Annotated in this window: 22 protein-coding genes and 1 tRNA gene; 12 read left to right on the top strand and 11 right to left on the bottom strand. The window is 61.9% G+C overall.

What is annotated here, in order from left to right; all coding sequences use genetic code 11:
• Positions 1–52: 52 nt before the first annotated feature.
• From NKI72_RS13275 to hflX, 5 genes are all read left to right on the top strand, one after another.
• Entirely contained in the window at positions 53–2,338 is a 2,286-nt protein-coding gene (locus NKI72_RS13275; protein ID WP_352833574.1) for a sensor histidine kinase NtrY-like, read from the top strand.
• Entirely contained in the window at positions 2,328–3,689 is a 1,362-nt protein-coding gene (gene ntrX, locus NKI72_RS13280) for a nitrogen assimilation response regulator NtrX (RefSeq protein ID WP_352471845.1), read from the top strand. The genes NKI72_RS13275 and ntrX overlap by 11 nt, the downstream gene beginning before the upstream one ends.
• A gap of 88 nt (positions 3,690–3,777) precedes the next feature.
• Positions 3,778–4,641 carry a D-amino-acid transaminase gene (locus tag NKI72_RS13285; RefSeq protein WP_352448933.1) on the top strand — a complete coding sequence of 288 codons (864 nt, stop codon included), beginning with the start codon at positions 3,778–3,780 and terminating at the stop codon, positions 4,639–4,641.
• A gap of 145 nt (positions 4,642–4,786) precedes the next feature.
• A complete protein-coding gene (hfq, locus tag NKI72_RS13290; RefSeq protein ID WP_006202172.1) occupies positions 4,787–5,032 on the top strand; it encodes an RNA chaperone Hfq in 246 nt (81 codons plus the stop codon).
• Positions 5,033–6,424 (top strand): GTPase HflX, encoded by a 1,392-nt coding sequence (gene hflX, locus NKI72_RS13295; protein ID WP_352850212.1) that lies wholly within the window; start codon positions 5,033–5,035, stop codon positions 6,422–6,424.
• 6 nt (positions 6,425–6,430) lie between these two features.
• Here hflX and mazG read toward each other — a convergent pair whose 3' ends face one another.
• Entirely contained in the window at positions 6,431–7,255 is an 825-nt protein-coding gene (gene mazG / locus NKI72_RS13300) for a nucleoside triphosphate pyrophosphohydrolase (RefSeq protein ID WP_352772849.1), read from the bottom strand.
• A 136-nt stretch (positions 7,256–7,391) separates the two neighbouring features.
• Complete coding sequence (locus NKI72_RS13305; RefSeq protein WP_352682713.1) at positions 7,392–8,576, bottom strand: amino acid aminotransferase; 1,185 nt, start codon at positions 8,574–8,576, stop codon at positions 7,392–7,394.
• A gap of 218 nt (positions 8,577–8,794) precedes the next feature.
• Between NKI72_RS13305 and NKI72_RS13310 the strand changes: the two genes are divergently transcribed.
• Genes NKI72_RS13310 through NKI72_RS13325 form a run of 4 tightly spaced genes read left to right on the top strand, consistent with a single transcriptional unit; the run spans position 8,795 to position 11,417 of the window.
• The gene (locus tag NKI72_RS13310; RefSeq protein WP_502896504.1) at positions 8,795–9,328 is read left to right on the top strand and encodes a sigma-70 family RNA polymerase sigma factor; all 534 of its coding nucleotides are present in this window, start codon (positions 8,795–8,797) and stop codon (positions 9,326–9,328) included.
• Complete coding sequence (locus NKI72_RS13315) at positions 9,325–10,098, top strand: anti-sigma factor family protein (protein WP_352833580.1); 774 nt, start codon at positions 9,325–9,327, stop codon at positions 10,096–10,098. The genes NKI72_RS13310 and NKI72_RS13315 overlap by 4 nt, the downstream gene beginning before the upstream one ends.
• 24 nt (positions 10,099–10,122) lie before the next feature.
• Positions 10,123–10,830 (top strand): Bax inhibitor-1/YccA family protein, encoded by a 708-nt coding sequence (locus NKI72_RS13320; protein WP_352448927.1) that lies wholly within the window; start codon positions 10,123–10,125, stop codon positions 10,828–10,830.
• 32 nt (positions 10,831–10,862) lie between these two features.
• Positions 10,863–11,417, top strand: coding sequence for a DUF2076 domain-containing protein (locus NKI72_RS13325; RefSeq protein WP_352542012.1), 555 nt, complete (start codon positions 10,863–10,865; stop codon positions 11,415–11,417).
• Between the two features lie 102 nt (positions 11,418–11,519).
• Here NKI72_RS13325 and NKI72_RS13330 read toward each other — a convergent pair whose 3' ends face one another.
• The 9 genes from NKI72_RS13330 to NKI72_RS13370 form a co-directional block, all read right to left on the bottom strand.
• Positions 11,520–12,110 (bottom strand): hypothetical protein, encoded by a 591-nt coding sequence (locus NKI72_RS13330; protein WP_352471855.1) that lies wholly within the window; start codon positions 12,108–12,110, stop codon positions 11,520–11,522.
• Between the two features lie 203 nt (positions 12,111–12,313).
• Positions 12,314–13,132, bottom strand: a complete 819-nt coding sequence (locus NKI72_RS13335) for an MBL fold metallo-hydrolase (RefSeq protein ID WP_352542013.1) — start codon at positions 13,130–13,132, stop codon at positions 12,314–12,316.
• 3 nt (positions 13,133–13,135) lie between these two features.
• On the bottom strand, positions 13,136–13,930 hold the full coding sequence (locus NKI72_RS13340; protein ID WP_352815551.1) for a TatD family hydrolase: 795 nt from the start codon (positions 13,928–13,930) through the stop codon (positions 13,136–13,138).
• Entirely contained in the window at positions 13,930–15,516 is a 1,587-nt protein-coding gene (gene metG, locus NKI72_RS13345; protein ID WP_352815662.1) for a methionine--tRNA ligase, read from the bottom strand. Before metG ends, NKI72_RS13340 begins: the two co-directional genes overlap by 1 nt.
• A 122-nt stretch (positions 15,517–15,638) precedes the next feature.
• Positions 15,639–16,694, bottom strand: coding sequence for a DNA polymerase III subunit delta' (locus tag NKI72_RS13350; protein ID WP_352542015.1), 1,056 nt, complete (start codon positions 16,692–16,694; stop codon positions 15,639–15,641).
• Complete coding sequence (tmk, locus tag NKI72_RS13355; protein WP_352833584.1) at positions 16,691–17,365, bottom strand: dTMP kinase; 675 nt, start codon at positions 17,363–17,365, stop codon at positions 16,691–16,693. Before tmk ends, NKI72_RS13350 begins: the two co-directional genes overlap by 4 nt.
• A 64-nt stretch (positions 17,366–17,429) precedes the next feature.
• The gene (locus NKI72_RS13360) at positions 17,430–18,590 is read right to left on the bottom strand and encodes a D-alanyl-D-alanine carboxypeptidase family protein (RefSeq protein WP_352471861.1); all 1,161 of its coding nucleotides are present in this window, start codon (positions 18,588–18,590) and stop codon (positions 17,430–17,432) included.
• 101 nt (positions 18,591–18,691) lie between these two features.
• Complete coding sequence (locus NKI72_RS13365; protein WP_352833586.1) at positions 18,692–19,915, bottom strand: septal ring lytic transglycosylase RlpA family protein; 1,224 nt, start codon at positions 19,913–19,915, stop codon at positions 18,692–18,694.
• A gap of 271 nt (positions 19,916–20,186) precedes the next feature.
• On the bottom strand, positions 20,187–20,918 hold the full coding sequence (locus NKI72_RS13370) for a hypothetical protein (RefSeq protein WP_352615785.1): 732 nt from the start codon (positions 20,916–20,918) through the stop codon (positions 20,187–20,189).
• 461 nt (positions 20,919–21,379) lie between these two features.
• On the opposite strand from NKI72_RS13370, the gene NKI72_RS13375 reads away from it, so the two are divergent.
• From NKI72_RS13375 to NKI72_RS13385, 3 genes are all read left to right on the top strand, one after another.
• Positions 21,380–21,469, top strand: a tRNA-Ser gene (locus tag NKI72_RS13375).
• Positions 21,470–21,747: 278 nt separating this feature from the next.
• Positions 21,748–22,155, top strand: a complete 408-nt coding sequence (locus NKI72_RS13380; protein ID WP_352834955.1) for a DUF930 domain-containing protein — start codon at positions 21,748–21,750, stop codon at positions 22,153–22,155.
• 188 nt (positions 22,156–22,343) lie between these two features.
• Positions 22,344–23,003 carry a TerC family protein gene (locus NKI72_RS13385; protein ID WP_352834953.1) on the top strand — a complete coding sequence of 220 codons (660 nt, stop codon included), beginning with the start codon at positions 22,344–22,346 and terminating at the stop codon, positions 23,001–23,003.
• The last annotated feature ends 139 nt before the right edge of the window (positions 23,004–23,142 follow it).

The raw sequence follows: 23,142 nt of genomic DNA on the forward strand, positions 1-23,142 counted from the left end.
CGCCACAATGCGTTGCATACATCCGACGCAATCACTGGCTCTAGACGGCGACATGGCCCTGCACGCACCGACACTGAGCAAATCGCTTTTCAGCAATACCGGCGCGCGAGACGGTCGCCGGCTGCTTGCGCTGCCGGGCGTGATCGCCGTTGCCGGGGCGCTGGTGACGGCGGCGATCTCCTTCGCCATTCTGGTCGGCGCGACGCCGATCACGCCCGACGCGAGGACGACGCTGGCGCTGATTGCGCTTAATGCGGCGTTCGTCCTGTTTCTGATCTTGCTGGTCGGCCGCGAGGTGCATCGCATCCTGATGGCACGCCGGCACGGCAAGGCTGCGTCGCGCCTGCATGTCCGCATAGTCGCGATGTTTGCGCTGGTCGCCGCCATCCCCGCGATCATGGTGGCGATCATCGCGTCGATCACGCTCGACATCGGCCTCGACCGCTGGTTCGAGATCCGCACCAAGACGATCGTCAATTCGTCGTTGTCGATCGCCGACGCCTATGTGCAGGAAAACGCGCGAAATCTTCAGGGCACGACGTTGTCGATGGCTTACGACCTCGACGCTTCGCGCACGCTCTACGGTCTCGATCGCACCGGGTTCCTCGATCTCATGAACAAGGAGGCGGTGGGACGCTCGCTGGCGCACGCAGCACTCATCAAGCCCGATGGTTCCTTCGTTATGAGCGCCAAGACCGACGCCGACTTTGCCATGCCGGAGCCGCCTGAGGGCGCCGTGGCAAGCGCTGCCGACGGCAAGCCGGTGCTGATAGAGCCGCGCACCCGCAACATCATGGGTGCGATCGTCAAGCTGCGCGAGATCGACGGGCTCTATCTCTACACCATCCGCCTCGTCGATCCCGAGGTGATCAAGGCACGGCAGATCGTCAAATCCAACACCGCCGAATATCGCGGTCTCGAAGACAATCGCCGCACCTCGCAAGTGGCTTTCGCGCTTCCCTATCTGTCGCTGACGCTGATCATCATCCTGTCTGCCATCTGGACCGGCATTGCGGTGGCCGACCGCCTGGTGCGGCCGATTCGTCAGCTCATCGGCGCGGCCGATGAGGTCGCCACCGGCAATCTCGACGTAGCCGTGCCTGTCCGCCCCTCCGACGGTGACGTCGCCTCGCTCGGCGACACCTTCAACAAGATGCTGATGGAGCTGAAATCGCAGCGCAACGAGATCCTGTCGGCCAAGGATTTGATCGACGAGCGGCGGCGCTTTTCGGAGGCGGTGCTTGCCGGCGTCACCGCCGGGGTCATCGGCGTCGATCCATATGGCATCGTCACCATCGTCAACCGTTCGGCGGAAACGATGCTGGCCATATCCGCCACGGCAGCGCTTGGGCAGAACCTTTCGGCCGTGCTGCCGCATGTCGGCCGCGTCTTCGAGATCGGCCGCAAGTCGGGCAAGCCGGTCTATCGCGAACAGGTCACCTTCTATCGTGCCGGCACTGAACGGACCTTCAACGTACAGATCACGATCGAAGCCGGCGACGACGGTTCGGAGGATAAATCCTACGTCGTTACAGTCGATGACATTACCGATCTGGTCCAGGCACAGCGTTCCTCCGCATGGGCCGACGTGGCGCGACGCATCGCCCACGAGATCAAGAATCCACTGACGCCGATCCAGCTTTCGGCCGAGCGTATCAAGCGGCGTTACGGCAAAGTCATCACCGAGGACCGTGAGGTTTTCGATCAATGCACCGACACCATCATCCGGCAAGTGGAGGACATCGGCCGCATGGTCGACGAGTTCTCGGCGTTCGCCCGCATGCCGAAACCGGAAATGAAGGCCATCGATCTGCGCGATTCGTTGCGCGAAGCCTCGTTCCTGGTCGAAGTGAGCCGGGCCGACATCACCTTCGAGCGCTTCTTCGGCAATGAGCCGCTCAAAGGCACGTTCGACAGCCGGCTGATGGCGCAGGCTTTCGGCAACGTCATCAAGAATGCTGCCGAAGCCATCGACGGACTTGATGCAGAGGATCGTCCGCACGGCATAATCCGGATTCAAGCCGGGCGTCAGAATGGCGCGATTCGAATCGACGTCATCGACAACGGCAGGGGCTTGCCGCGCGAGAACCGGCAGCGCTTGCTCGAGCCTTACATGACGACACGCGAGAAAGGCACCGGGCTTGGCCTCGCTATCGTCAAGAAGATCGTGGAGGACCATGGCGGGCGACTCGAGTTGCACGATGCACCAGCGGACTTCCACGATGGGCGGGGTGCAATGATCAGCATCATCCTGCCGGTTGCCGCCACCGTTCCGGTACGCGGCGAGGGCAAGACGGAACACGAAAAAGAAACTGAAAAGGTCGGTAATGGCGTCTGATATTCTCATCGTCGATGACGAGGAAGACATCCGCGAACTCGTCGCCGGCATCCTGAGCGACGAAGGTCACGAAACACGCACGGCGTTTGATGCCGACAGCGCGCTGGCGGCGGTCGCCGACCGGGCACCCAGGCTGATCTTCCTCGACATCTGGCTGCAGGGCTCGCGGCTCGATGGCCTGGCCTTGCTGGACGAGATCAAGACGATGCACCCGAACCTGCCGGTGGTAATGATCTCGGGCCACGGCAACATCGAAACGGCAGTCTCGGCCATCCGCCGCGGCGCCTATGATTTCATCGAAAAGCCATTCAAGGCCGACAGGCTGATCCTCATTGCCGAACGGGCGCTCGAAACCTCCAAATTGAGACGCGAGGTTTCGGATCTCAAGCTGCGCAGCGGCGAGACTTTCGACCTCATCGGCATGTCGTCGGCAATGAGCCAATTGCGCCAGACCATCGAGCGCGTCGCGCCGACCAACAGCCGCGTCATGATTATCGGCCCCTCCGGCTCGGGCAAGGAACTGGCGGCGCGCGCCATCCACGCACTGTCGGCGCGCAAGAGTGCACCGTTTGTGACGCTGAGCGCCGCCAACATCACGCCTGAGCGTATGGAGATCGAGTTGTTCGGCACCGAATCGAACGGCGTCGAACGCAAGGTCGGCGCGCTGGAGGAAGCCCATCGCGGCATTCTCTACATCGATGAAGTGGCCGACATGCCGCGTGAGACGCAAAACAAGATCCTGCGCGTGCTGGTCGAACAGCAGTTCGAGCGGGTAGGGGGCACCAAGCGGGTCAAGGTCGACGTGCGCATCGTCTCGTCGACCTCGCAGAACCTGGAAGCCATGATCGCCGACGGCCGTTTCCGTGAGGACCTTTATCATCGCCTGGCCGTGGTTCCGGTCATGGTGCCGGGACTGGCCGAGCGTCGCGAGGACATTCCTTATCTGGTCGACAATTTCATGAAGCAGATCGCTCGCCAGGCCGGCATCAAGCCGCGCCGCATCGGCGACGACGCGCTGGCGGTGCTGCAGGCGCATAACTGGCCGGGCAACGTTCGCCAGTTGCGCAACAATGTCGAGCGGCTGATGATCCTGGCGCGCGGCGACGATGTCGATGCGCCGATCACCGCCGATCTCCTGCCTGCCGAGATCGGCGACGTCATGCCGCGCACTCCAAACAAATCCGATCAGCACATAATGGCGCTGCCGCTGCGGGAAGCGCGCGAACAATTCGAGAAGGACTATCTGATCGCCCAGATCAACCGTTTTGGCGGCAATATCTCGAAGACGGCAGAGTTTATCGGCATGGAACGCTCTGCATTGCACCGCAAGCTGAAGTCGCTGGGCGTCTGACAGCCAAACCAGTCGTGGCCCACGCAATTATCGGTTACGGCGGTCTTGGAATCGCATAAGAAAGCTGGACTTCTTTCAGGGGTTAGCCATGCCGCGCATTGCGTATGTGAACGGGCGCTACGTCGCTCACGCCGAAGCTTCCGTGCATATCGAGGACCGTGGCTATCAATTCGCCGACGGCGTCTACGAGGTCTGCGAGGTGGCACGAGGCTTCATCGTCGACATGCCCCGCCATCTCGCCCGATTGAACCGCTCACTTGCCGAACTCTCGATCGATTGGCCGATCACGCGCGGCGTGCTGCCGCTCGTCATGCGCGAGGTGGTGCGCCGCAACCATGTCGTCGACGGCCTGGTCTATGTCCAGGTGACACGCGGCGTCGCCAGCCGCGAGTTTTTCTTCCCGCCGGCGGAGACGAAGCCGTCGCTGGTGGTGACTGCCAAAAAAGCCGATCCTGCAGCTGCCGCGAAGCGGGCCGAGAGCGGGATCCGGGTTATCACAGTGCCGGAGAACCGGTGGGATCGGGTCGATATCAAGTCGGTCGGCCTGTTGCCGAACGTGCTGGCCAAGCAGAAAGCCAAGGAAGCCGGCGCTCAGGAGGCCTGGTTCGTCGATGTCGACGGCACCGTCAAGGAAGGTGGATCGTCGAACGCCTGGATCATCACCGGGGACGGCGTGCTGGTGACGCGGCCGGCCGAGCACGGCATCCTGCGCGGCATCACCCGTACGACGCTGTTCGACGTGGCCGCCAAGCTCGGCCTGAAGATCGAGGAGCGCGGTTTTTCGGTGGCCGAAGCCAAGGCCGCGCGCGAGGTTTTCATCAGCTCCGCGACCACGATTGCCATGCCGGTGGTGGCGATCGATGGCGCTCCCGTCGCCAACGGCCACCCGGGCTCGATAACAGTTTCATTACGGCAGGCCTTTTTTGACGTTGCGGAAAAAAGTCCAGCCTGATAACCGCACAGATGGAATGAACATCAATATATCTCGTTCTGCTTGTCGTTACTGACGGCAAGATGGTGTTTGCGTGCTTGACATGTGCCGGCTAATTTGGCGCATTGGCCTGCAAACCGAAGGGGATCGGCGAAAGACAAGAACAATGGCGGAACGATCGCAAAATCTTCAGGACCTGTTCCTGAATTCAGTTCGCAAGAGCAAAAATCCACTCACCATCTTTCTCATCAACGGCGTGAAGCTGACCGGCGTGGTCACTTCGTTCGACAATTTCTGCGTTCTGCTACGTCGCGACGGCCATTCCCAGCTTGTCTACAAGCACGCTATTTCCACGATCATGCCGAGCCAGCCGGTTCAGATGTTCGATGGTGAGGAAAGCCAGGGCGCCTGATTGGAACGTGAGAAAGACGCGGACCGCCGCGTTCGCGGAAAACCAGCACATCAGACCGGGACAGAGGCCAACGGCCCGACCCGGGCGGTGGTAATCGTGCCGGTGCTTACCCGGCAGCCGCGTGGCGGCGACGACACCAACCGCCCCCGCCTGACCCGTTCCGCCGAGGCTCGTCGCGACGAGGCCGTCGGCCTCGCCAGCGCCAGCGACCTCTACCTGGTCCACACGGCGGTGGTGACCGTCAACGATCCACGCCCGGCGACCTTGCTCGGCAGCGGCAAGGTGGCGGAGTTCGCTGAGATCGTCAAAGAGGGCCACGCGGAAGTGGTCATTGTCGATCATCCGCTGACCCCGGTACAGCAGCGCAACCTCGAAAAAGAGTTGAACGCCAAGGTGCTCGACCGCACCGGGCTGATCCTGGAGATTTTCGGCGAGCGCGCCCGCACCAAGGAAGGCACGCTGCAGGTCGATCTTGCCCATCTCAACTACCAGAAAGGCCGCCTTGTGCGGAGCTGGACCCACCTCGAGCGCCAGCGTGGCGGCGCCGGCTTTCTCGGCGGCCCTGGCGAGACCCAGATCGAGTCGGATCGGCGTGTGCTGCAGGACAAGATCACCAAGCTGAAGCACGAGCTCGAAACTGTGCGCCGCACCCGCGACCTGCACCGCGCCAAGCGCAAGAAGGTGCCATTTCCGGTAGTGGCGATCGTCGGCTACACCAATGCCGGCAAGTCGACTCTGTTCAACCGGCTGACCGGAGCAGGGGTGCTGGCCGAAGACATGCTGTTTGCCACGCTCGACCCGACGCTGCGCCGCGTGCGTCTGCCGCACGGCACGCCGATCATCCTTTCCGATACGGTCGGCTTCATTTCCGACCTGCCAACGCATCTGGTCGCGGCCTTCAGGGCGACGCTGGAGGAAGTGGTCGAGGCAGACCTCGTCATTCATCTGCGCGACATCTCCGATCCCGATACGGCCGCGCAGGCCGAAGATGTCGAGCGCATCCTTGCCGATCTCGGCGTCGATGCCCGCGATAGCAAGCGCGTCATCGAAGTATGGAACAAGATCGACCGGCTCGACGAGGGCAACCGGGCGCGGCTGCTTGCCGATGGTGCTGACGGCAAGAAGGCACCGCCGATCGCCATATCGGCGGTAACCGGCGAAGGCATCGATGCGCTGAAGGCGATCATCGAGACGATGATGTCGGGCGAACTGGAGACCTTCACCGTCACACTCAAGCCCGACCAACTCGGCGTCGTCGACTGGCTTTACCGCAACGGCGACATCATCTCGCGCGACGACAATGAGGATGGCAGCGTAACCGTCGCGCTTAAAGCTACACACAGCGCTCGGCAGGAGATCGAAAGCCGATTGCGCCGTCAAAACAACGGGTAGAGGCGGTTACTTCGCGCTTTTTGCCTGCTGCCAGAGCGCTTCCATCTCGTCCAGTGTCGCCTCTTCCAGGCTGTTTCCCGACGCTTGCAGCGTCCGCTCGACATAGTGGAAGCGCGACCGGAATTTTTCGTTGGTGCCGCTGAGTGCCGCTTCGGAATCAATTTTGAGGTGCCGGCCGAGATTGACGACCGCAAACAGCATGTCGCCGAACTCGTCCTTGATCGGCGCAGTGTCGCCTTTGGCCAGCGCCTCGCGTAGTTCGCCGATCTCCTCCTCGATCTTGTCGAGGATCGGCGCCGCCTCGCTCCAGTCGAAGCCGACGCGGGCGGCCTTTTCCTGCAGCTTGAGCGCCCGGGTCAGCGCGGGCAGGGCGACCGGCACGCTGTCGAGAAAGCCCTTGCCATGGTCTTCCGGGTCGAGCCCACGGGTGAGGCGCGCACTGCGCTTCTCCGCCTTTTCCTCTGCCTTGATTTTTTCCCACATGCCCTTGGCCATGCCGGCGCTGCGCGCCTTGTTGTCGCCGAAGACATGGGGGTGGCGGCGGATCATTTTTGTGGTGATGGCCTGGACCACATCGCCGAATGAAAATTCGCCGGCCTCCTCGGCCATTTGCGCGTGGTAGACCACTTGCAGCAGGAGATCGCCGAGTTCATCCCGCAGATCGTCCAGATCGCCGCGCGCAATGGCGTCCGCCACTTCGTAGGCTTCCTCGATCGTGTACGGCGCGATTGTCGAAAAGTCCTGCTCGATATCCCACGGGCAGCCGGTTTCCGGCGCCCGCAGCGCTGCCATGATCTCGATCAGTCGGGAAATGTCTTTCGAGGGTTTCATCTGGGAAACGCTATCCTGTACACGGCTGTGCGGCCAACGGCTTCAGCCGGTGAGGGCGCCTTGTCCACAGACGGGCCGCCAGACCATGATACGAAAGTGGAAGCCGGTTTCCGGAAGATCCTAGTTAGCAAAAGCATCAGTCGAGCACGGAGACTATCGCCTTGGCGAGCGCATCCATGCCGTCCTCGGGCAGGCCGGCAACGTTGATGCGGCTGTCGCCGACCATATAGATGGCATGCTCGGCGCGCAGCCGCTCGACTTGCGCCTCCGACAGGCCAAGCCGGGAAAACATGCCGCGATGGCTGGCGACGAAATCGAAACGGTCGGAGTTGGACTGCCGCCGCAGCGCCTCGGCGAACTGGACGCGCAGCCGCAGCATGCGCAGCCGCATCTCTTCAAGCTCTGCCTCCCAGTCGGAACGCAATGCGGGGTCTTCAAGCACGATGCGCACCGCCGCCGCGCCGTGGTCCGGCGGCATCGAATACATGGCGCGCGCCGCCGACAGCATCTGGCCCATCGCCAAATCCGCCTGCGCGCCACCTTTCGCCATGATCAGCGCTGCACCGACTCGGTCGCGATAGACGGCAAAGTTCTTCGAGCAGCTGGAGGCAACGACCATTTCCGGAACTTTTGCCGCCAGAAGGCGCAAGCCGGCGGCATCCGCATCAAGTCCCTCGCCAAAGCCCTGATAGGCGATGTCGACAAAGGGCAGCAGGCCGCGCTCAACGACAAGATCGGCAATGGCAGCCCATTGCGAGATGTCTAGATTGGCGCCTGTCGGGTTATGGCAGCAGCCATGCAACAATACGACGTCGCCAGGATTCGCGGTTCTCAATGCATTCAGCATGTCGTCGAAGCGAACCGCACCAGAAGCAGCGTCGAAATAGGGATATTCGCGTATCTGCAGGCCAGCGGCGCGCATCACCGGCATGTGGTTCGGCCATGTCGGATCCGACAGCCAGACCATCGCGTCGGTGCGGGTCCTTTTCAGCAGCTCTGCTACCAGCCGCAGCGCGCCGGAGCCGCCTGGCGCCTGCGCCGCACGAATGCGCGTCATGTCGGCGGCTGGGCCGAACACCAACCTGGCCATCGCCGCGTTGAAGGCGGTATCGCCGGCAAGGCCGAGATAGGTCTTGGTATCCTGGCCCTGCAGCAGCCGCTTTTCGGCTTCGCGCACCGCGCGCATCACCGGCGTCTTGCCGTCGCGATCCTTATAGACGCCGACCCCAAGATCGACCTTGTCGGGACGCGGGTCGGCGCGATAGAGGCCGATCAAGGCCAGGATCTTGTCGGCAGGCGCGGGCTGGAGATTTTCGAACATCGATAAGGTTCCGTTGGCGGCGGAGTGATACGCAAACCGGCCGTGCTTTGCCAGCAGTTTCATATGCGCCAACTCGGCGCCGGTTTGCCTCGAAGGCGGCCGATACTATCTGGCGGGCGAGAGCGGGCCCGATACCTCCCAGGACGAGAACGCGGCGAGCCGTAAGAAAATTTCGGGGAGAGCGGGATTAACATCCCGACCTGCTCCGTAAACAGGACATGAAACGGCCGATGCCACGCTTCGATATTCTGGGACAGCTCGGTTCGCTGCGCCGCTATGCACGCTCGCTGACGCGCGACAGCGCCGATGCAGAGGATCTGGTGCATGATGCGCTGGTGCGTGCCTATGAGCGACGCGGCAGCTTCCGCTCCGGCGGAAATCTTCGCGTATGGCTGCTGTCGATCGTCCATAATGCATTCATCGACGGTCTGCGGTCCCGCAAATCCGAAGCAATGCGCATCGAACAGGCCGGCTATCTCGCCGAGGCGAATGTCCCGGCGCCGCAGGAACATTCGGTCCGTCTGGCGCAGGTGCGCGAAGCGTTTTTCGAATTGCCGGAGGAGCAGCGTTCGGCGTTGCATCTCGTCGCCATCGAGGGGCTTAGCTACAGCCAGGCCGCTGAGGTGAGTGGCGTGCCGCTTGGCACGCTGATGTCGCGCATCGGCAGGGCGCGTGCGGCCCTGCGCGAGATGGAGGACGCGGTGCCGGCACGCGCGAAAGGCCATCTGAAGATCGTCGGAGGTGGATCATGAACCAACTGCGCGATCCCGTGACCGACGCCGATCTCGACGCCTATGTCGACGATCAGCTGGACGTGGCTCGTCGCATCGAGGTCGAGGCGTTCCTTTCGGCCCGCCCGGACGCGGCCGCGCGGGTGATGTCCGACTTACGGATGCGTGACGAATTGCGCGTGGCGCTTGCCGGATCGAAAGGCATGGCGCGGCCCGCGACGGCCGATGCTGCACGGCGGCTGGAGCGGGGATTGGCGCGCGGCCGCGTCCTTGGTGCTTTGCAGCGAGCTGCGGCAGTCGCTGTCTTCGTCGCTGCCGGCTGGCTTGCGAACGGGCTCATCGGACCGATATCGGTGACGGAAGTCGTCGCTTCGACCCATCCGCCGGCCTATGTGGAGGACGCGGTCCGGGCGCACCGCACGACGCTCGTGCGTGAGGCGATGTCGTCGCAACCCGAAGCACCCGGCTACAATGCCGACGAAATCCGCGCCGCGACGGCGATCGTGATGCCATCGCTGTCAGCGGACTGGACGGTCCGTGACGTGCAGATCTATCCATCGCAATTCGGACCGAGCGTCGAGATGGCTGTCGAGACGAAAGAGATGGGGCTGGTCTCGTTGTTCGCGATCAGGCCCGGAACATTCGACGTCGTCAAGCCGACCGTCGTTCCCTCGGGCGAAGTTTCCTCGGCTTATTTCCAGATCGGCGAGGTCGCCTACGCGGTCGTCGGACGCAGCGATGTCGGCGGTCTCGATCGCACGGCCGAAGCGCTCGCCAAAACGCTTTACTGATCGACCTGCAAGAAGGAGAACCACATGAACAATCTCGGATATATCGGGGCCGGAGCCCGAGCCGGAGCCGTCTACGATGAAGGCCTGCGCCGGCACATGCTGCGCGTCTATAACTATATGGGCCTTGGCCTCGTCGTTACGGGCGTGATCGCGTTCGTGGTGGCTTCCACGCCCGCTCTTTACGTGCCGATCTTCTCCACACCGCTGAAATGGGTGGTGATGCTGGCCCCGCTGGCCTTTGTGCTCTTGTTCTCGTTTCGGATGCAGGCGATGTCGGCAGCCGGCGCCCAGGCGATGTTCTGGGCATTCTGCGCGGTCATGGGCCTGTCGCTGGCTTCCGTGTTCCTGGTCTTTACCGGCACCAGCATCGCACGCACCTTCTTCATCGCCGCCACCATGTTCGGCGCGACCAGCCTTTACGGGTACACGACCAAACGCGACCTGACGCAGTTTTCGTCGTTCCTGATCATGGGCCTGATCGGCGTGGTGATCGCCAGCATCGTCAATATCTTCCTGGGCTCGACCGCGCTCCAATTCGCGATCTCAGTGATCGGCATCGCCGTCTTCATAGGCCTCACCGCCTGGGATACCCAGACGATCAAAGAGCAGTATGCGGAAAACTTCGGCGCGGAATCACAGCAGAAACTCGCTGTCTTCGGTGCATTCTCGCTCTATCTGAACTTCATCAACATCTTCCAACTGCTGTTGAACTTCACCGGCGAGCGCGAATAGCCGGCGTTGAACCAAGACCGGAGTTGGACATCATGGACAGAAACGATCAGCAAGCGATCGGACAGCTCTTCGAGAAGTTGGCAAGCGCCGAGCGCCAGGCGCCCCCGCGCGATGCCGAAGCAGAGCGCTTCATCCAGGACCAGATCACCCAGCAGCCTGGGGCGCCATATTACATGGCCCAGACGATCGTGGTGCAGGAGCAGGCCCTGAACGCAGCTCAGGCGCGCATAGAAGAACTGGAGGAGCAGGCGCGGCAGCCGGCCGGCGGTGGACCGCTCAGCGGCTTCTTCGGCCGCAGCGGCGGCAGGCGCTCAGGCTCGGTTCCGCGGGTAGGGCGCACCGCCTCCGTTGCAACTGAAGGGCCGCAGGACACGCCACAGCGGGCAGGCGGCGGTTTTCTTGCCGGCGCCGCGCAGACCGCGATGGGCGTGGCGGGCGGCGTGCTGCTCGGCAACGCGATCGCCGGCGTGTTTGGCGGCAGCGAAGCGAAGGCAGCTGAACAGCCGACGCCGCAGCCGGACGAAGCCGATCAGGCAGGCGATGCCAGCTCCGACAATGGCGGTGACTTCGGTGATATGGAGTTCTGATGAGCGACCCAGACTGTGCCTGTACCGGCGCTGGGGACGATTGCGGGTAAGCATAGGCGAGATGGCGAGGGCAACATCCGGGAAGCGAGCCCTCGCCGGCGGCTAATAACCCAGGCGCTTCAGTTCAGCCTTGACCGCTGCGATCGTCTTGAAGCGGAAGTGCTTCGTTGTGCCGTCGCGCCAATGGCAGTCGCATGTGGCGTCGAACTTCCGGCTCGCTTTCAATTGAGTCAGCGCCTTCTGGCCTGGCTTGGGGCCATCGAAGATGCGAACTTCGTAGAGCGTCCCTTCGACATCGTAGTGCATCTGAGCCCAGGAAAGTATCACGATCAGTTCCTTTGCCGGGTCGTGGTCGGCGTTGGCGAGGCCGAGCGCGATGTCCGGTGTGTCGCCCTCTTGTTCACCGAGCGTGACCTGGATTGCGCGATATCTGTTGTCAGCTAGCCGTTGCAGCGCGACGAGCGGGCGTTCCGGATATTCCTCGGCGGTCTGGTAATCGACGAAGAGTGTCTGGAGGCCGTTCCAGCTCACGGCTGTGGTGTGCGGATCAGCATTGTCGGCGAACCCAACAACACGTTTGGCGAAAGCCAGGTCGTTCTCGCCTGGCGTACGACTGACATCCTGAGCTCGCGCATCGGTGAGCGCGCAGGCGAGGGTGAGGGCAAGACCTGCAAGCAGCGGAAGCGTCTTCATGATTCGCAATCCTAGCATGCCCGTTGCCCCACAGCGCTGTTGCGAACGTCTACGAGTGACCGGCCTGATCTCGCCGCCATCGGATGCTATAGGCGTAGTCGCATAAGATAGATTATGGAACTGGCGTAGCCGATTGGATGTGGCGTGAAGATAGCACTCCGCGAGATCCAAACCCGCGAACCCAGCCGTAAAAACCTCGCCCTTCACGCTGATTCGTAAGGGATTTCGATCGTCATGCCGTCATAAGCAGGCTCGACGTTGGCCGGCGTCTCGGCCATTACCGTGGCGTAGTCGAGCGGAACATGCATATGCGTCAGCACCGCGTTCTTCGGCGCCAGTCCTTCGATCCAGCCAAGCGCCTGGCCAAGCGACAGATGGCTCGGATGGACGGTGTATTGCAGCGCGTCGATGACCAGCATGTCCAGCCCGCGCAAACGCTTGGCGGTCGCCTCCGGAAAGTCGCTGACGTCAGGGCAATAGGCCAGCCCGCCGATGCGGAAACCCAGCGAGGTGATGTCGCCATGGAGCTGCAGCAGCGGTTCGAGGGTGAGGGCGCCGCCCTCGCCTGCGATCACCACCGGCCTGTGGTGGTCGATGATATGGGCGTTGACGATCGGCGGATACGAACTGCCTTGCGGTGTTTCGAAACAGTAGCGGAACGCCTCGCGTAGGCGCAGCATGGTAGCCTGATCCGCATGGATGTCGATCCGGTGGCGCTGCTCGAGCACGAAGCCGCGCAGATCGTCGATGCCGTGGATATGGTCGGCATGCGGATGTGTATAGACCACCGCATCGATGCGCTTGACGGATGCCAGCAGCATCTGCTCGCGGAAATCCGGGCCGGTGTCGATGACGACCGTGGTCCGGGCGCCATTCGCCGCGATCCGCTCGACAAGCGCTGCGGTGCGCGTGCGCCGGTTCCGGGGATTTGCGGGATCGCAATTGCCCCAGTCGCCGGTGATGCGTGGCGTGCCCGGCGATGAGCCGCAGCCGAGGACGGTAAGACGTAACCGGTCGCTCATGCGTCAGGCGCCCGTCGCGCTCGGGCGCGGCATTTTCCTGAACAGCCGGATGAAGTTATCCGTGGTGATGTCAGCGATCTCGGCATCGCTGACGCCGATCGTCTCGGCCAGCACCTTGGCTGTATGCGCGACATAGGCGGGCTCATTGCGCTTGCCGCGAAACGGGATCGGCGCCAGGTATGGCGCGTCGGTTTCGACCAGCAGACGGTCGCGCGGCACATCGGCGGCGACGGCGCGCAGCTCGGCGGAGTTCTTGAAGGTCAGGATTCCGGAAAACGAGACGTACCCGCCGAGCGCCACGCCGATCTCGGCCAGCCGGCGTCCCGACGAAAAACAGTGCAGGATGAAGGGGAAGGCGCCCTTCCCTGTTTCTTCTTCGAGGATATTAGCCATGTCGTCGTCGGCGTCGCGCGAATGGATGACCAGCGGCAGACCGGTCACGCGCGCCGCGGCGATGTGGGTGCGAAAGCCCTGCGCCTGTGCGTCGCGCGGCGCATGATCGTAGAAATAGTCGAGTCCGGCCTCGCCGATCGCCACCACTTTGCGATGAGCAGAGAGCCGCACCAGATCATCGACAGTGACATCAAGCTCTTCGGCCGCATTATGCGGATGGGTGCCGACCGAGCAATAGACCTCATCGAAAGTCTCTGCAATCTCAAGCACTTGGTTAAATCGCTTCACCCTCGTCGAGATCGTCACCATTCGGCCGATGCCGGCCGCTAGGGCGCGGGCGACAATGGCCGCCCGCTCTTCGGCGAAATCCGGAAAGTCGAGATGGCAGTGACTGTCGACCAGCATCAGGCGCTTGTATCCGTTTGCTCGACATAGCGTGGAAATACCGGTTCCGGCGCCGGCAGCGGCGTACCGGATACCAGCGAATGGCCTTCCGCGACATGCTCGAAATTACGGCTGCCGGCCGGCACCGCCAAAAGGTCTAGTAGCTTTGCCGCCGACTGCGGAATGAAGGGCTGGCACAGCAACCCGACACGCCGGATCACCTCAGCGGTCGTCCACAGTACCGTTTCCATGCGCGCCGGATCGGTCTTCTTCAGTGCCCATGGCTCCTGCCCGGCGAAATAGCGGTTGGCTTCGGCCACCACGCCAAAGATCGCCGCCAGAGCAAAGTGGATGCCCTGGTCGGCCATCGTCCTGCGCGCCGTGACAAGGGCGGTATCTGCCTGATCGAGGATCGCTTTGTCGGCATTGCTCAATTCGCCGCGCTTAGGCACCACGCCGCGGCAGTTCTTGGCGATCATGGACAGCGAGCGCTGCGCCAGATTGCCGAGATCGTTGGCGAGGTCGGCATTGGTGCGGTTGACGATTGCATCATGGCTGTAGCTGCCGTCCTGGCCGAACGGCACTTCGCGCATGAAGAAATAGCGCACTTGGTCGAGGCCGTAGTGCTCGATCATCGCGAACGGGTCGACGACATTGCCGACCGACTTCGACATCTTCTCGCCACGGTTGAACAGAAAACCATGCGCAAACACGCGCTTCGGCAATTCGATGCCGGCCGACATCAGGAATGCCGGCCAGTAGACCGCGTGGAAGCGGATGATATCCTTGCCGATGACGTGGACGTTCGCCGGCCAGAAAGACCATCTCTCATTGGTCGGATCCGGATAACCGGCGGCGGTGATGTAATTGGTTAGGGCATCGACCCAGACATACATCACATGCTTCTCATCGCCGGGCACCGGCACGCCCCATTTGAATGTGGTGCGCGAGATCGACAGATCCTTCAGGCCGGATTTGACAAAGCTGATGATTTCATTGCGCCGCTCCGCCGGTCCGACGAACTCGGGGCTGTTCTCATAGAGCGCGAGCAGTCTGTCCTGATAGGCGGAAAGGCGGAAGAAATAGCTCTCTTCCTCGGTCCATTCGACAGGCGAGCCGAGCGGTTCGCGGCGCACGCCGTCGTCACCGACCTTGGTTTCGGCCTCGTCGAAATAGGCTTCCTGCCGCACCGAATACCAGCCACTGTAGCGGTCGAGGTAGATGTCGCCATTCTCAGCCATGCGCGTCCAGATCGCCTGGCAGGCCTTGTAATGACGCTCTTCGGTGGTGCGGATGAAAACGTCGTTCGAGCAACCGGTCGCTTCGAGCATCGAGCGGAAGATCGCCGAGTTGCGATCGGCAAGCGCTTTCGGCGTCAGGCCTTCGGCGTCCGCCGTCTGCTGCATCTTCAAACCGTGCTCGTCGGTTCCCGAGACGAAGAAGACGTCCTTGCCATCGAGCCGCTGGAAGCGGGCCAGCGTGTCGCTGGCGATGACATTGTAGGCATGGCCGATATGCGGCTTGCCGTTCGGATAGAAAATCGGCGTCGTGACGTAGTATTTTTCGCGTGCCATGGATGAGCCGTCATGAATGTCTGAATGAAAGATGTCGCGGTGAGATATCGCATCGAAACGGCAATTGCCATCCGACGCCAATGTGGTGGCTTCGAAGTTCCTGCGATTGATTGGGAATCAATACTCAGGGGCTTCAAAAGCCACGCCAGCGGCCGTCACATTCGCATTGCAGAATTCAGGCGGTCGATCATGGTCAGGGCGTGCTGCTTTTTGTCGAGGTTGTAGGTCTCGGTTTCAGATATAGCGTTCAAAGCCGCGTGCCAAGTATCCGACAGCGTTTTGGCTCGCGCGAGATCGCCGACGAGCGCGGCCTGGCTGGCGCCGGCCGACAGCAGATCAAGCGCACGGCGATTGAATATCTCGAACGGGATCGCCTGGTCGCGGCCGGCGACCGCCTCGGCAAGACGGTAGGCCGCCGCGACATCTAACTTCTTGGACATCACCAGAGCGTCGAGGGTGGCGGCGATTTCGAGCCCGCCATACTGCGTCAACAGGATCGCATTGCGCGCGCTGCCCCCTGACCGCTCCGCCAGCGCCGCGCGCGCCGCAGGATCCTCCGGTGGCGGCGGCTCGATGCCCTCCAGAACCGTCATCAAGCTCTCGGCATCGAGCGGCGCCAACCGCACCATCTGGCAGCGCGACCTGATCGTCGGCAGCAGACTGCCCGGCGCATGGACGATGAGGATGAATAAGGTGCGCGCGGGTGGCTCTTCAAGATTCTTCAGCAAGGCATTGGCAGCATTGGTGTTCATGTCGTCGGCGGGATCGACGATAACCACCCGGTAGCTGCCGTCGTGCGAGGTCAGCGACAGAAAACGGCTGACCTTGCGGATTTCGTCGACCGTGACCACTGTCTTGAAGCTCTTGGTCTTGTCGTTCGCCGGGCGTGTAAGATGCAGCACCGAAGGATGCGCGCCGGTGGCGATCTGTCGAAACAGCGACGAAGCCGGATCTGGAACGGCAAGGCTTTCCGGCGCCTGCTCGAAGGCCGGGTGCTTCAACAGATGATGCGCCAGGTGAAAGGCCAGCGTCGCCTTGCCGATGCCAACCGGTCCGGCAAAGATCAGTGCGTGCGGCAGCTTTCCCGAGCGGTAAGCGGTGGCGAGCATGTTGGCCGCCTGCAGGTGACCGACAAGACGCGGCGTCTCGGATGGCTCGGGCACCCCGTCCAGCGTGTCGTGCTGTTCGGGCGCGATGCGTTCGAAAATCATGCTGGCGCCGCCTGCTTTCTTTGCGCCGGCATCATCCTCTCGAGAGCCGCGAAGACCGCGGCGGTAACGACATCCTCCACCGCATCTAGGTCGGCTGAGGCATCGACGACAACGCAGCGTTCGGGTTCAGCTGAGGCGATCGCGAGAAACGCCTCGCGCCGGCGTTGGTGGATGGCCAATGTTTCTTTCTCGAAGCGGTCCGGTCCGTCACTGCTGGCCCGCCGGGCGGTAGCGCGCCTCAGGCCCTCGGCGGGGTCGATGTCGAAGATCAGTGTCATGTCCGGCACCATGCCGTTGATGGCGACCTTCTCCAATGCGTCCATGAATGCCGGGTCGAGGCCGCCGGTGACGCCCTGGTAGACGCGCGAGGAATCCATGAAACGATCGCAAAGTACGACCGAACCGCGCTCGACTGCCGGCCGGATGACCTGTTCGACATGGTCGGAACGCGCAGCGGCGAAAAGCAGAGCTTCCATCTTGGGGCCGAACGGCTCGGCTGCGCCTGAAAGCAGGACATGCCTGACCGCCTCCGCGCCCGGCGAGCCACCCGGCTCACGTGTCACCAGCACATCGTATTTCTTGGCGCGCATCTTCTTTGCCAGCCGCTCGATCTGCGTCGACTTGCCTGCTCCTTCGCCGCCTTCAAAAGTGATGAAAAATCCGCGCGCCAAAGCCTTTGTCCATACTTCGGGGACCGTATAGTCCCGGCGGAAAAAAAGGTCCACCGCGACGGTGCTAACGCAGCCAGCCGACGGCCAGTTCCTTGGCGGCGTCGAGCGCGCGCTGCGGAAGCGAACCGACACCGATCGACTCGGCGGCAAACAGCGGCGTCTCCTGGCTCAGCGTATCGCCGATCCAGACGCGCAGCGTACCCACCGGCTGCCCCTCCTCCACCGGCGCTGCCACCGGTCCGTCATAGACGATCCTGGCGGTGAGCTTGTCGCGGTTGGTGATCGGCAGGAAGATCTGCACCGGTCCTTTTGCCTTTAACGCGACACCGGACTTGGCACCGCCAAAGACCTGGGCTTCGCCAACCACTTCGTCCTTGGCGAATACTTCAGTCTTCTCGAAGGAGCGAACGCCCCAGTCGAGCAGCTTTCGCGCTTCCTCAGCCCGCTCACGGTCGTTTGCCAGACCGCTCATCGCCGCGATCACCCTTGTGCCGTTGTGGCTGACCGAGCCGACAATGCCGAACCCGGATTGCTCGCTGGCACCGACCGCGAGCCCGTCGGCGCCTATGTCCATGGCCAGTAGCGGATTGCGGTTCCTCTGGGAAATCTTGTTCCAGGTAAAATCCTTCTGGCCGTAATAGCGGTAGAGATCCGGGTAGTTGCGCCAGATATGCAGCGCCAGAAGCGCGAGTTCGCGAACGCTCGTTTGCTGCCCATCGGCCGGCAGACCGGTGGAATTGACGAAAGTCGATTTCTGCAAGCCGATCTGGCGGGCACGCCCGGTCATCTGCGCCGCGAAGTTTGCTTCGGACCCGGCCATCCCTTCAGCGATGACGATACAGCCGTCATTGGCCGCCTGCACGGTCACGCCCTGGATCAGGTCTTCCAGCCGGATCGTCGACTTGAGCTTGGCGAACATGGTCGATGTCCCCGAAGGAGCGCCGCCTTTGCGCCAGGCGTTCTCGCTCACCACGAAGGTGTCATCGAGCGTCATGCGCCCTGATTTGATGGCGTCGAAAGCCACTTCCATCGTCATCAGCTTGGCCAGCGAGGCCGGCGGGATCAACCTGTCGGCGTCCTTGGAAAACAGCACGGTTCCGGTTTCGGCATCGATCATGAAGGCCTGGGCGGCCTTGGTCTCGAAAAGCTGAGCTGAGGCCTGCGCAAGCGAGAGCAGCAGCAGGCCGAGCGCCACAAGCCCGGTGAAAGGGTGAAAAGATTTCATCAGGTTCGACCAATGAGCCGGCGCTTTTGCAAGTTGGCAGAAGCTATCAGGCTTTTGCCTGGCGGATCAATCGCGCGCGAAAAAACCAGGCAGCCCCAAGCTCAGTTGCGTACAGCAAGCGCATCCGGCGCACCATGCGACCACGCTGCCTGCAGCATCTCGTCCAGGCTGCCACGACCGTCGGCAAAGAGGTTGACCGAGTACCAGTCCTTGCCTTCAAGTTCCGAGCGCTGGATTTCGGTCTTGCCGAAGCTGGAAAGCTGGGCCGCCACACGCTCCGCTTCGGCGGCATTCTCGAATGAACCCGCCGCGACATAGGCGGTGGGCGACCCGGCTGGAGGGGCTTGCCGCTTCCACGGTTGAAGAAGCTCGGCGGACGACATGCCGGTGCGATCCAGCCCGGCAAACGCGTTAGAGGCGCGCTGCACGCGCTCGTCGGCGTAAGACAGCGACGCCATGGTGAACGGCGATTGCGCCGGCAGGTTGATCTCCGGACGCTCCGGCACGATCGGGCCGAAATCGGGCAGTACAATGTCTCCCGAAGCAGATGCTTGCACCGCCATGACAGGCCGTGCATCGGATCCCTGCCCGGAATTCGTCAGCTGACCGGGGAACGGCACGGCAGCAGCGCTCACCGGCAGGCTTGGCGACGGCCCATTCATCGCGACCATGACGCCGCTGGGCAGACCGTCCGACGGATCCGGCGCCCTGTTGCCTGGACGATACGAAGCCACCAGATACTGCCCGTCATTGCCTTCGAGCGGCGCACGGCCGACATATTCAACCTTCACCTCGGCCGTACCGACACTGGCATAATCGAGCATTTCAGCAGCGCGCTTCGACACATCGATGATGCGTCCATCATGATAGGGCCCGCGGTCGTTGACGCGCACGATCACCGAGCTGCCGGTCTTCATGTTGGTGACCCGCGCATAGCTCGGCAGCGGCATGGTCGGATGCGCCGCCGTCAGATCTGCCATGTCGTAGACTTCGCCGTTGGCCGTCAACCGGCCGTGGAAGGCCTCACCGTACCAGGATGCGAGGCCAACCTTGGCGTAACGTTTGTCTTCCTTCGGATAATACCACTTGCCGCGCACCTGATAGGGCTTGCCGAGCTGGTCGCGTCCGCGAGACGTCTTGAACATGACGCGCGGGCTGGCTTTCACGCCGTATTCGGCTTCGGAAAAATATTCCTTGGAGCGAGGTTTCTTGTTGACCATCGCCCTTTGCTGCGGCCCGGCACATGCTGCAAGAAAGGCTGCCGACAAGGCAAACAGCGCGAAAGCGGAAGCGCGACGAAGACGCGGGCGCGCCGTGGTCTGCATATTTTGATTGTCCCCTATAGCATCGACGAAGGCACCGCAGCATGAACGTCAGCGATGCCAAAGCACCCACTCCAGAAACGCCGGCGACGCCCTACCCCAATCCTTTTTGTGCGCAGGAATTGTTTATCACCGTATTAACCGATTGTGGTCGGAACCGGGCGAGATTGTGGCACGGACCGCCTCGCCGATCGGCATGAAAATCATCGCTGATCGATCAGCAATGCGGTTCGTGGCGCGTTGCCCTTGGCTTGGCCTGGCTGCGAGCGCAGATTCAGGGACCGAAGATCACAAGCTCGGTGAACGTCAGATCTCCAGGTGCGGGTGGTCTGGGACCCTTGAAGTATTTCAGCCCCTTGTTGGGCCGGTACCATCCCACCAAACCTGGAATCGGCTCCTTGGCGTCGACAAAGCAAACCAGGATTCCGCTTCGCAAGAGAAAGCGCCCCATCGCGCCGGCGCAGCGGCTCAAATCCGCAAGCGAGCGGCAATAGATGACCTGATGGCACTGGATAACACCGTGCAACATTCGGCGCGGCATCAACACCAGGGGGAACGCTGCTCCGTCGCAAATGCAGATCAACGACAGGCAGCCCAGCGCGGCGTGTTCCGACAGTATGTATCTCTCACTCTCGGGCAGCATCGCCAATTCCGGGAGATCGGGACGCACTTCGACCACGCGACATGACCGCTGCGCCGAACTCAAAGCCGGCAAGAAGGTAAATTGTCCGCTGGAGAAGAGCCGAAAGCCTAGCGCCCGGTTGGCTTTCAATGTCGCTTGTGCCGGCGAAATGTTCGTGTAGGTCACGTCCTTCCGCTTGAGAACCGCCGCAACCAACATGGCGCCATAGGGACGGAAATCTGCATCGACTGACCAGCTTGAAAGATTGCAGCGAATTTCCTCGCTCTCCGACCCCTGATAGCGAGCATAAAGGGTGAGCACAACGCCGACGATCCGACCGGCATGCTCCAAAGCAAAGCCATATTGTGGGAACTCGGCAACCACAGGCCGCTGCGACAAGCGGGTCAGAGCGTGTATCCAGTAACTCCGGTTACGCGCCGGAAAGCCCCTGCACAGGCAATCAACCACTCCCTCCCAGTCGGTTTCGCGGATTGGTCTACAGCGAAGACCGGGCGGGAGAGCGCCAAGTACGGCCAAAATCAACTCCGGAATACGATTTAGTTACATGTGCCTAATGCGCTCCACATATCAGCGCTCAACGATTAATAGTCCGTGCGGGTTTTAAAAACGATTTTCCACACTCAGCACAAACACAGCTCGCTATGACGCTGCTCACCGCCCCGGATCGCGCCGAAAGGTGCGGCTGCCACGGTTGACTTGGCGTCGAATGCGGCTTTACAGGAATGGAGCGCGAACCGGTCGGGGAACGTCCTGGTGCCAATCCGGTACCGACAGCTCGAACCCGCTCCTCTCGCGATATCCTAAGGTGATTGAAATATCACCTTGGAGGGATGGCCGAGCGGTTTAAGGCACCGGTCTTGAAAACCGGCGTGGGTGCAAGCCCACCGTGGGTTCGAATCCCACTCCCTCCGCCATATCCAATTTCTTCAATTCTGCAGGCATGACGTCGAGTTTTCCGCTCGTCGGATTCTCGACTGCCTGGGTTTAACAGGCCGGTCCGGTTAGGGGAGAACCGCCGCTCTGCCCCATGCCGCGCGCCACCTCTCGCGTCGCTGAAATGCGACAGGTGCTGATCATGGCAACGATACCAAAGTACCGGTGATACTATTGCGTAATCAACAACCTGCCACAAAGCGAAGACTGTCACCCGCCGCGCAGCCGCGCTTCGTCGGGTTGATTTCTCCGCCCGAATATGATGCTTCTCCCGCCCATGAATAAACTATTTTCTGCGGTCCTCGCATGGACGATAGTGGCTTGGCCGGCCAGCGCAATGGACAGCGCATTGCGCGCCGGCCTGCTGAAACTCGATCCGCAAACCCGGCTGGAGCAGCGATGCGACGCCGAAATTCTCGACCGGATTACCCGCGACGACCACAAATACAAAGCCGATCGTGTCGTCGCCTACGCTTTTGCGACGCCCGAAATGGGCGCCGATGCGATCAAGAGCCCGGGTGCTGCGTTTCGCAGCAAGGGACAGTGGTACCGGCTGAAATTCAAATGCGAAACAGTGCCGGACCATATGGAAGTCCTGCAGCTCCGCTACCGGATCGGTGATGAAATTCCGGAAAGCGACTGGCCCAAATACAATCTCTATAACTAGGCATTCACGACCTGTGGCCGCATTTTGTCGGTGTTCGGGCCGATCGTCGCAAACTCTGTATATCGCCGCAATAACGGGCGGTTTGCCGACCGTGTTCCAACCAGTCCCTTGACGCGCGGGAACCATACACGTTAGGCCCTCCAGGCATTCGACGCGAACGCGGCCAACCAGCAAGGGACTTCCAGTCGATGGAAATTTTCACTGCCGCGGGCTTCTCTGCCCTGCTCCAGGTCATCGCCATCGACCTCGTGCTTGCAGGCGATAACGCCATCGTCATCGGCTTGGCCGCGGCGGGCTTGCCCATCGAGCAGCGCAAGAGAGCGATTCTCATCGGTGTGGTGGCGGCGACGGTGCTGCGCATCGGTTTTGCCGCGATCACCGTCACTCTGCTGCAGATTGTCGGCCTGCTGCTGGCCGGCGGCATCTTGCTGCTGTGGGTGTGCTGGAAGATGTATCGCGAGCTGCGCACGTCGCATGCCGACGAGGTGGAGGCGACCGAAGCGCTGTCCAATTCCGATATCAACAGCGATGCTATGGTGGCCGGCAAGGCGCGCAAAAAGACCCTGGGTCAGGCGGCATTGCAGATCGTCATCGCCGACGTGTCGATGTCGCTCGACAACGTGCTGGCGGTCGCCGGCGCGGCGCGCGATCACTTCCAGGTGCTGGTGATCGGCCTCGTCCTGTCGATCGCGCTGATGGGCCTTGCCGCGAGCTTTATCGCCAAGCTGCTGCACCGCCATCGCTGGATCGCCTACATCGGCCTTTTGATCATCTTCTATGTCGCACTCGATATGATCTATCGAGGCGCTGTGGAAGTATTGCCGCATGTCAGCAGTGCGATGAGCTGACGCATCGACTCGAACTCGCATCGGCGGGGCCTTTCAGCTTCGGCGACGCTGGCGGTTGCGTTTCGCCGCAGCCGCCGCCCATACCAATGCCGCGACAAGTGTGGTACTGCGCCGCCAATCCTGAAAATCCGGAAAGCTT

Origin of the sequence: Mesorhizobium sp. M0437, assembly GCF_040321335.1 — a bacterium.
GTDB lineage: Bacteria > Pseudomonadota > Alphaproteobacteria > Rhizobiales > Rhizobiaceae > Mesorhizobium.

What these genes read in the sequence shown, in the direction of transcription:
- NKI72_RS13285 (WP_352448933.1), top strand. Translation starts at nt 3,778, where the DNA reads ATGCCGCGCATTGCGTATGTGAACGGGCGCTACGTCGCTCACGCCGAA.
- NKI72_RS13360 (WP_352471861.1), bottom strand. Translation starts at nt 18,590, where the DNA reads ATGAAATCTTTTCACCCTTTCACCGGGCTTGTGGCGCTCGGCCTGCTG.
- NKI72_RS13350 (WP_352542015.1), bottom strand. Translation starts at nt 16,694, where the DNA reads ATGATTTTCGAACGCATCGCGCCCGAACAGCACGACACGCTGGACGGG.
- NKI72_RS13330 (WP_352471855.1), bottom strand. Translation starts at nt 12,110, where the DNA reads ATGAAGACGCTTCCGCTGCTTGCAGGTCTTGCCCTCACCCTCGCCTGC.
- NKI72_RS13335 (WP_352542013.1), bottom strand. Translation starts at nt 13,132, where the DNA reads ATGAGCGACCGGTTACGTCTTACCGTCCTCGGCTGCGGCTCATCGCCG.
- NKI72_RS13385 (WP_352834953.1), top strand. Translation starts at nt 22,344, where the DNA reads ATGGAAATTTTCACTGCCGCGGGCTTCTCTGCCCTGCTCCAGGTCATC.
- NKI72_RS13310 (WP_502896504.1), top strand. Translation starts at nt 8,795, where the DNA reads ATGAAACGGCCGATGCCACGCTTCGATATTCTGGGACAGCTCGGTTCG.
- mazG (WP_352772849.1), bottom strand. Translation starts at nt 7,255, where the DNA reads ATGAAACCCTCGAAAGACATTTCCCGACTGATCGAGATCATGGCAGCG.
- NKI72_RS13320 (WP_352448927.1), top strand. Translation starts at nt 10,123, where the DNA reads ATGAACAATCTCGGATATATCGGGGCCGGAGCCCGAGCCGGAGCCGTC.
- NKI72_RS13365 (WP_352833586.1), bottom strand. Translation starts at nt 19,915, where the DNA reads ATGCAGACCACGGCGCGCCCGCGTCTTCGTCGCGCTTCCGCTTTCGCG.
- NKI72_RS13315 (WP_352833580.1), top strand. Translation starts at nt 9,325, where the DNA reads ATGAACCAACTGCGCGATCCCGTGACCGACGCCGATCTCGACGCCTAT.
- ntrX (WP_352471845.1), top strand. Translation starts at nt 2,328, where the DNA reads ATGGCGTCTGATATTCTCATCGTCGATGACGAGGAAGACATCCGCGAA.
- NKI72_RS13305 (WP_352682713.1), bottom strand. Translation starts at nt 8,576, where the DNA reads ATGTTCGAAAATCTCCAGCCCGCGCCTGCCGACAAGATCCTGGCCTTG.
- NKI72_RS13380 (WP_352834955.1), top strand. Translation starts at nt 21,748, where the DNA reads ATGATGCTTCTCCCGCCCATGAATAAACTATTTTCTGCGGTCCTCGCA.
- NKI72_RS13340 (WP_352815551.1), bottom strand. Translation starts at nt 13,930, where the DNA reads ATGCTGGTCGACAGTCACTGCCATCTCGACTTTCCGGATTTCGCCGAA.
- NKI72_RS13325 (WP_352542012.1), top strand. Translation starts at nt 10,863, where the DNA reads ATGGACAGAAACGATCAGCAAGCGATCGGACAGCTCTTCGAGAAGTTG.
- hfq (WP_006202172.1), top strand. Translation starts at nt 4,787, where the DNA reads ATGGCGGAACGATCGCAAAATCTTCAGGACCTGTTCCTGAATTCAGTT.
- NKI72_RS13275 (WP_352833574.1), top strand. Translation starts at nt 53, where the DNA reads ATGGCCCTGCACGCACCGACACTGAGCAAATCGCTTTTCAGCAATACC.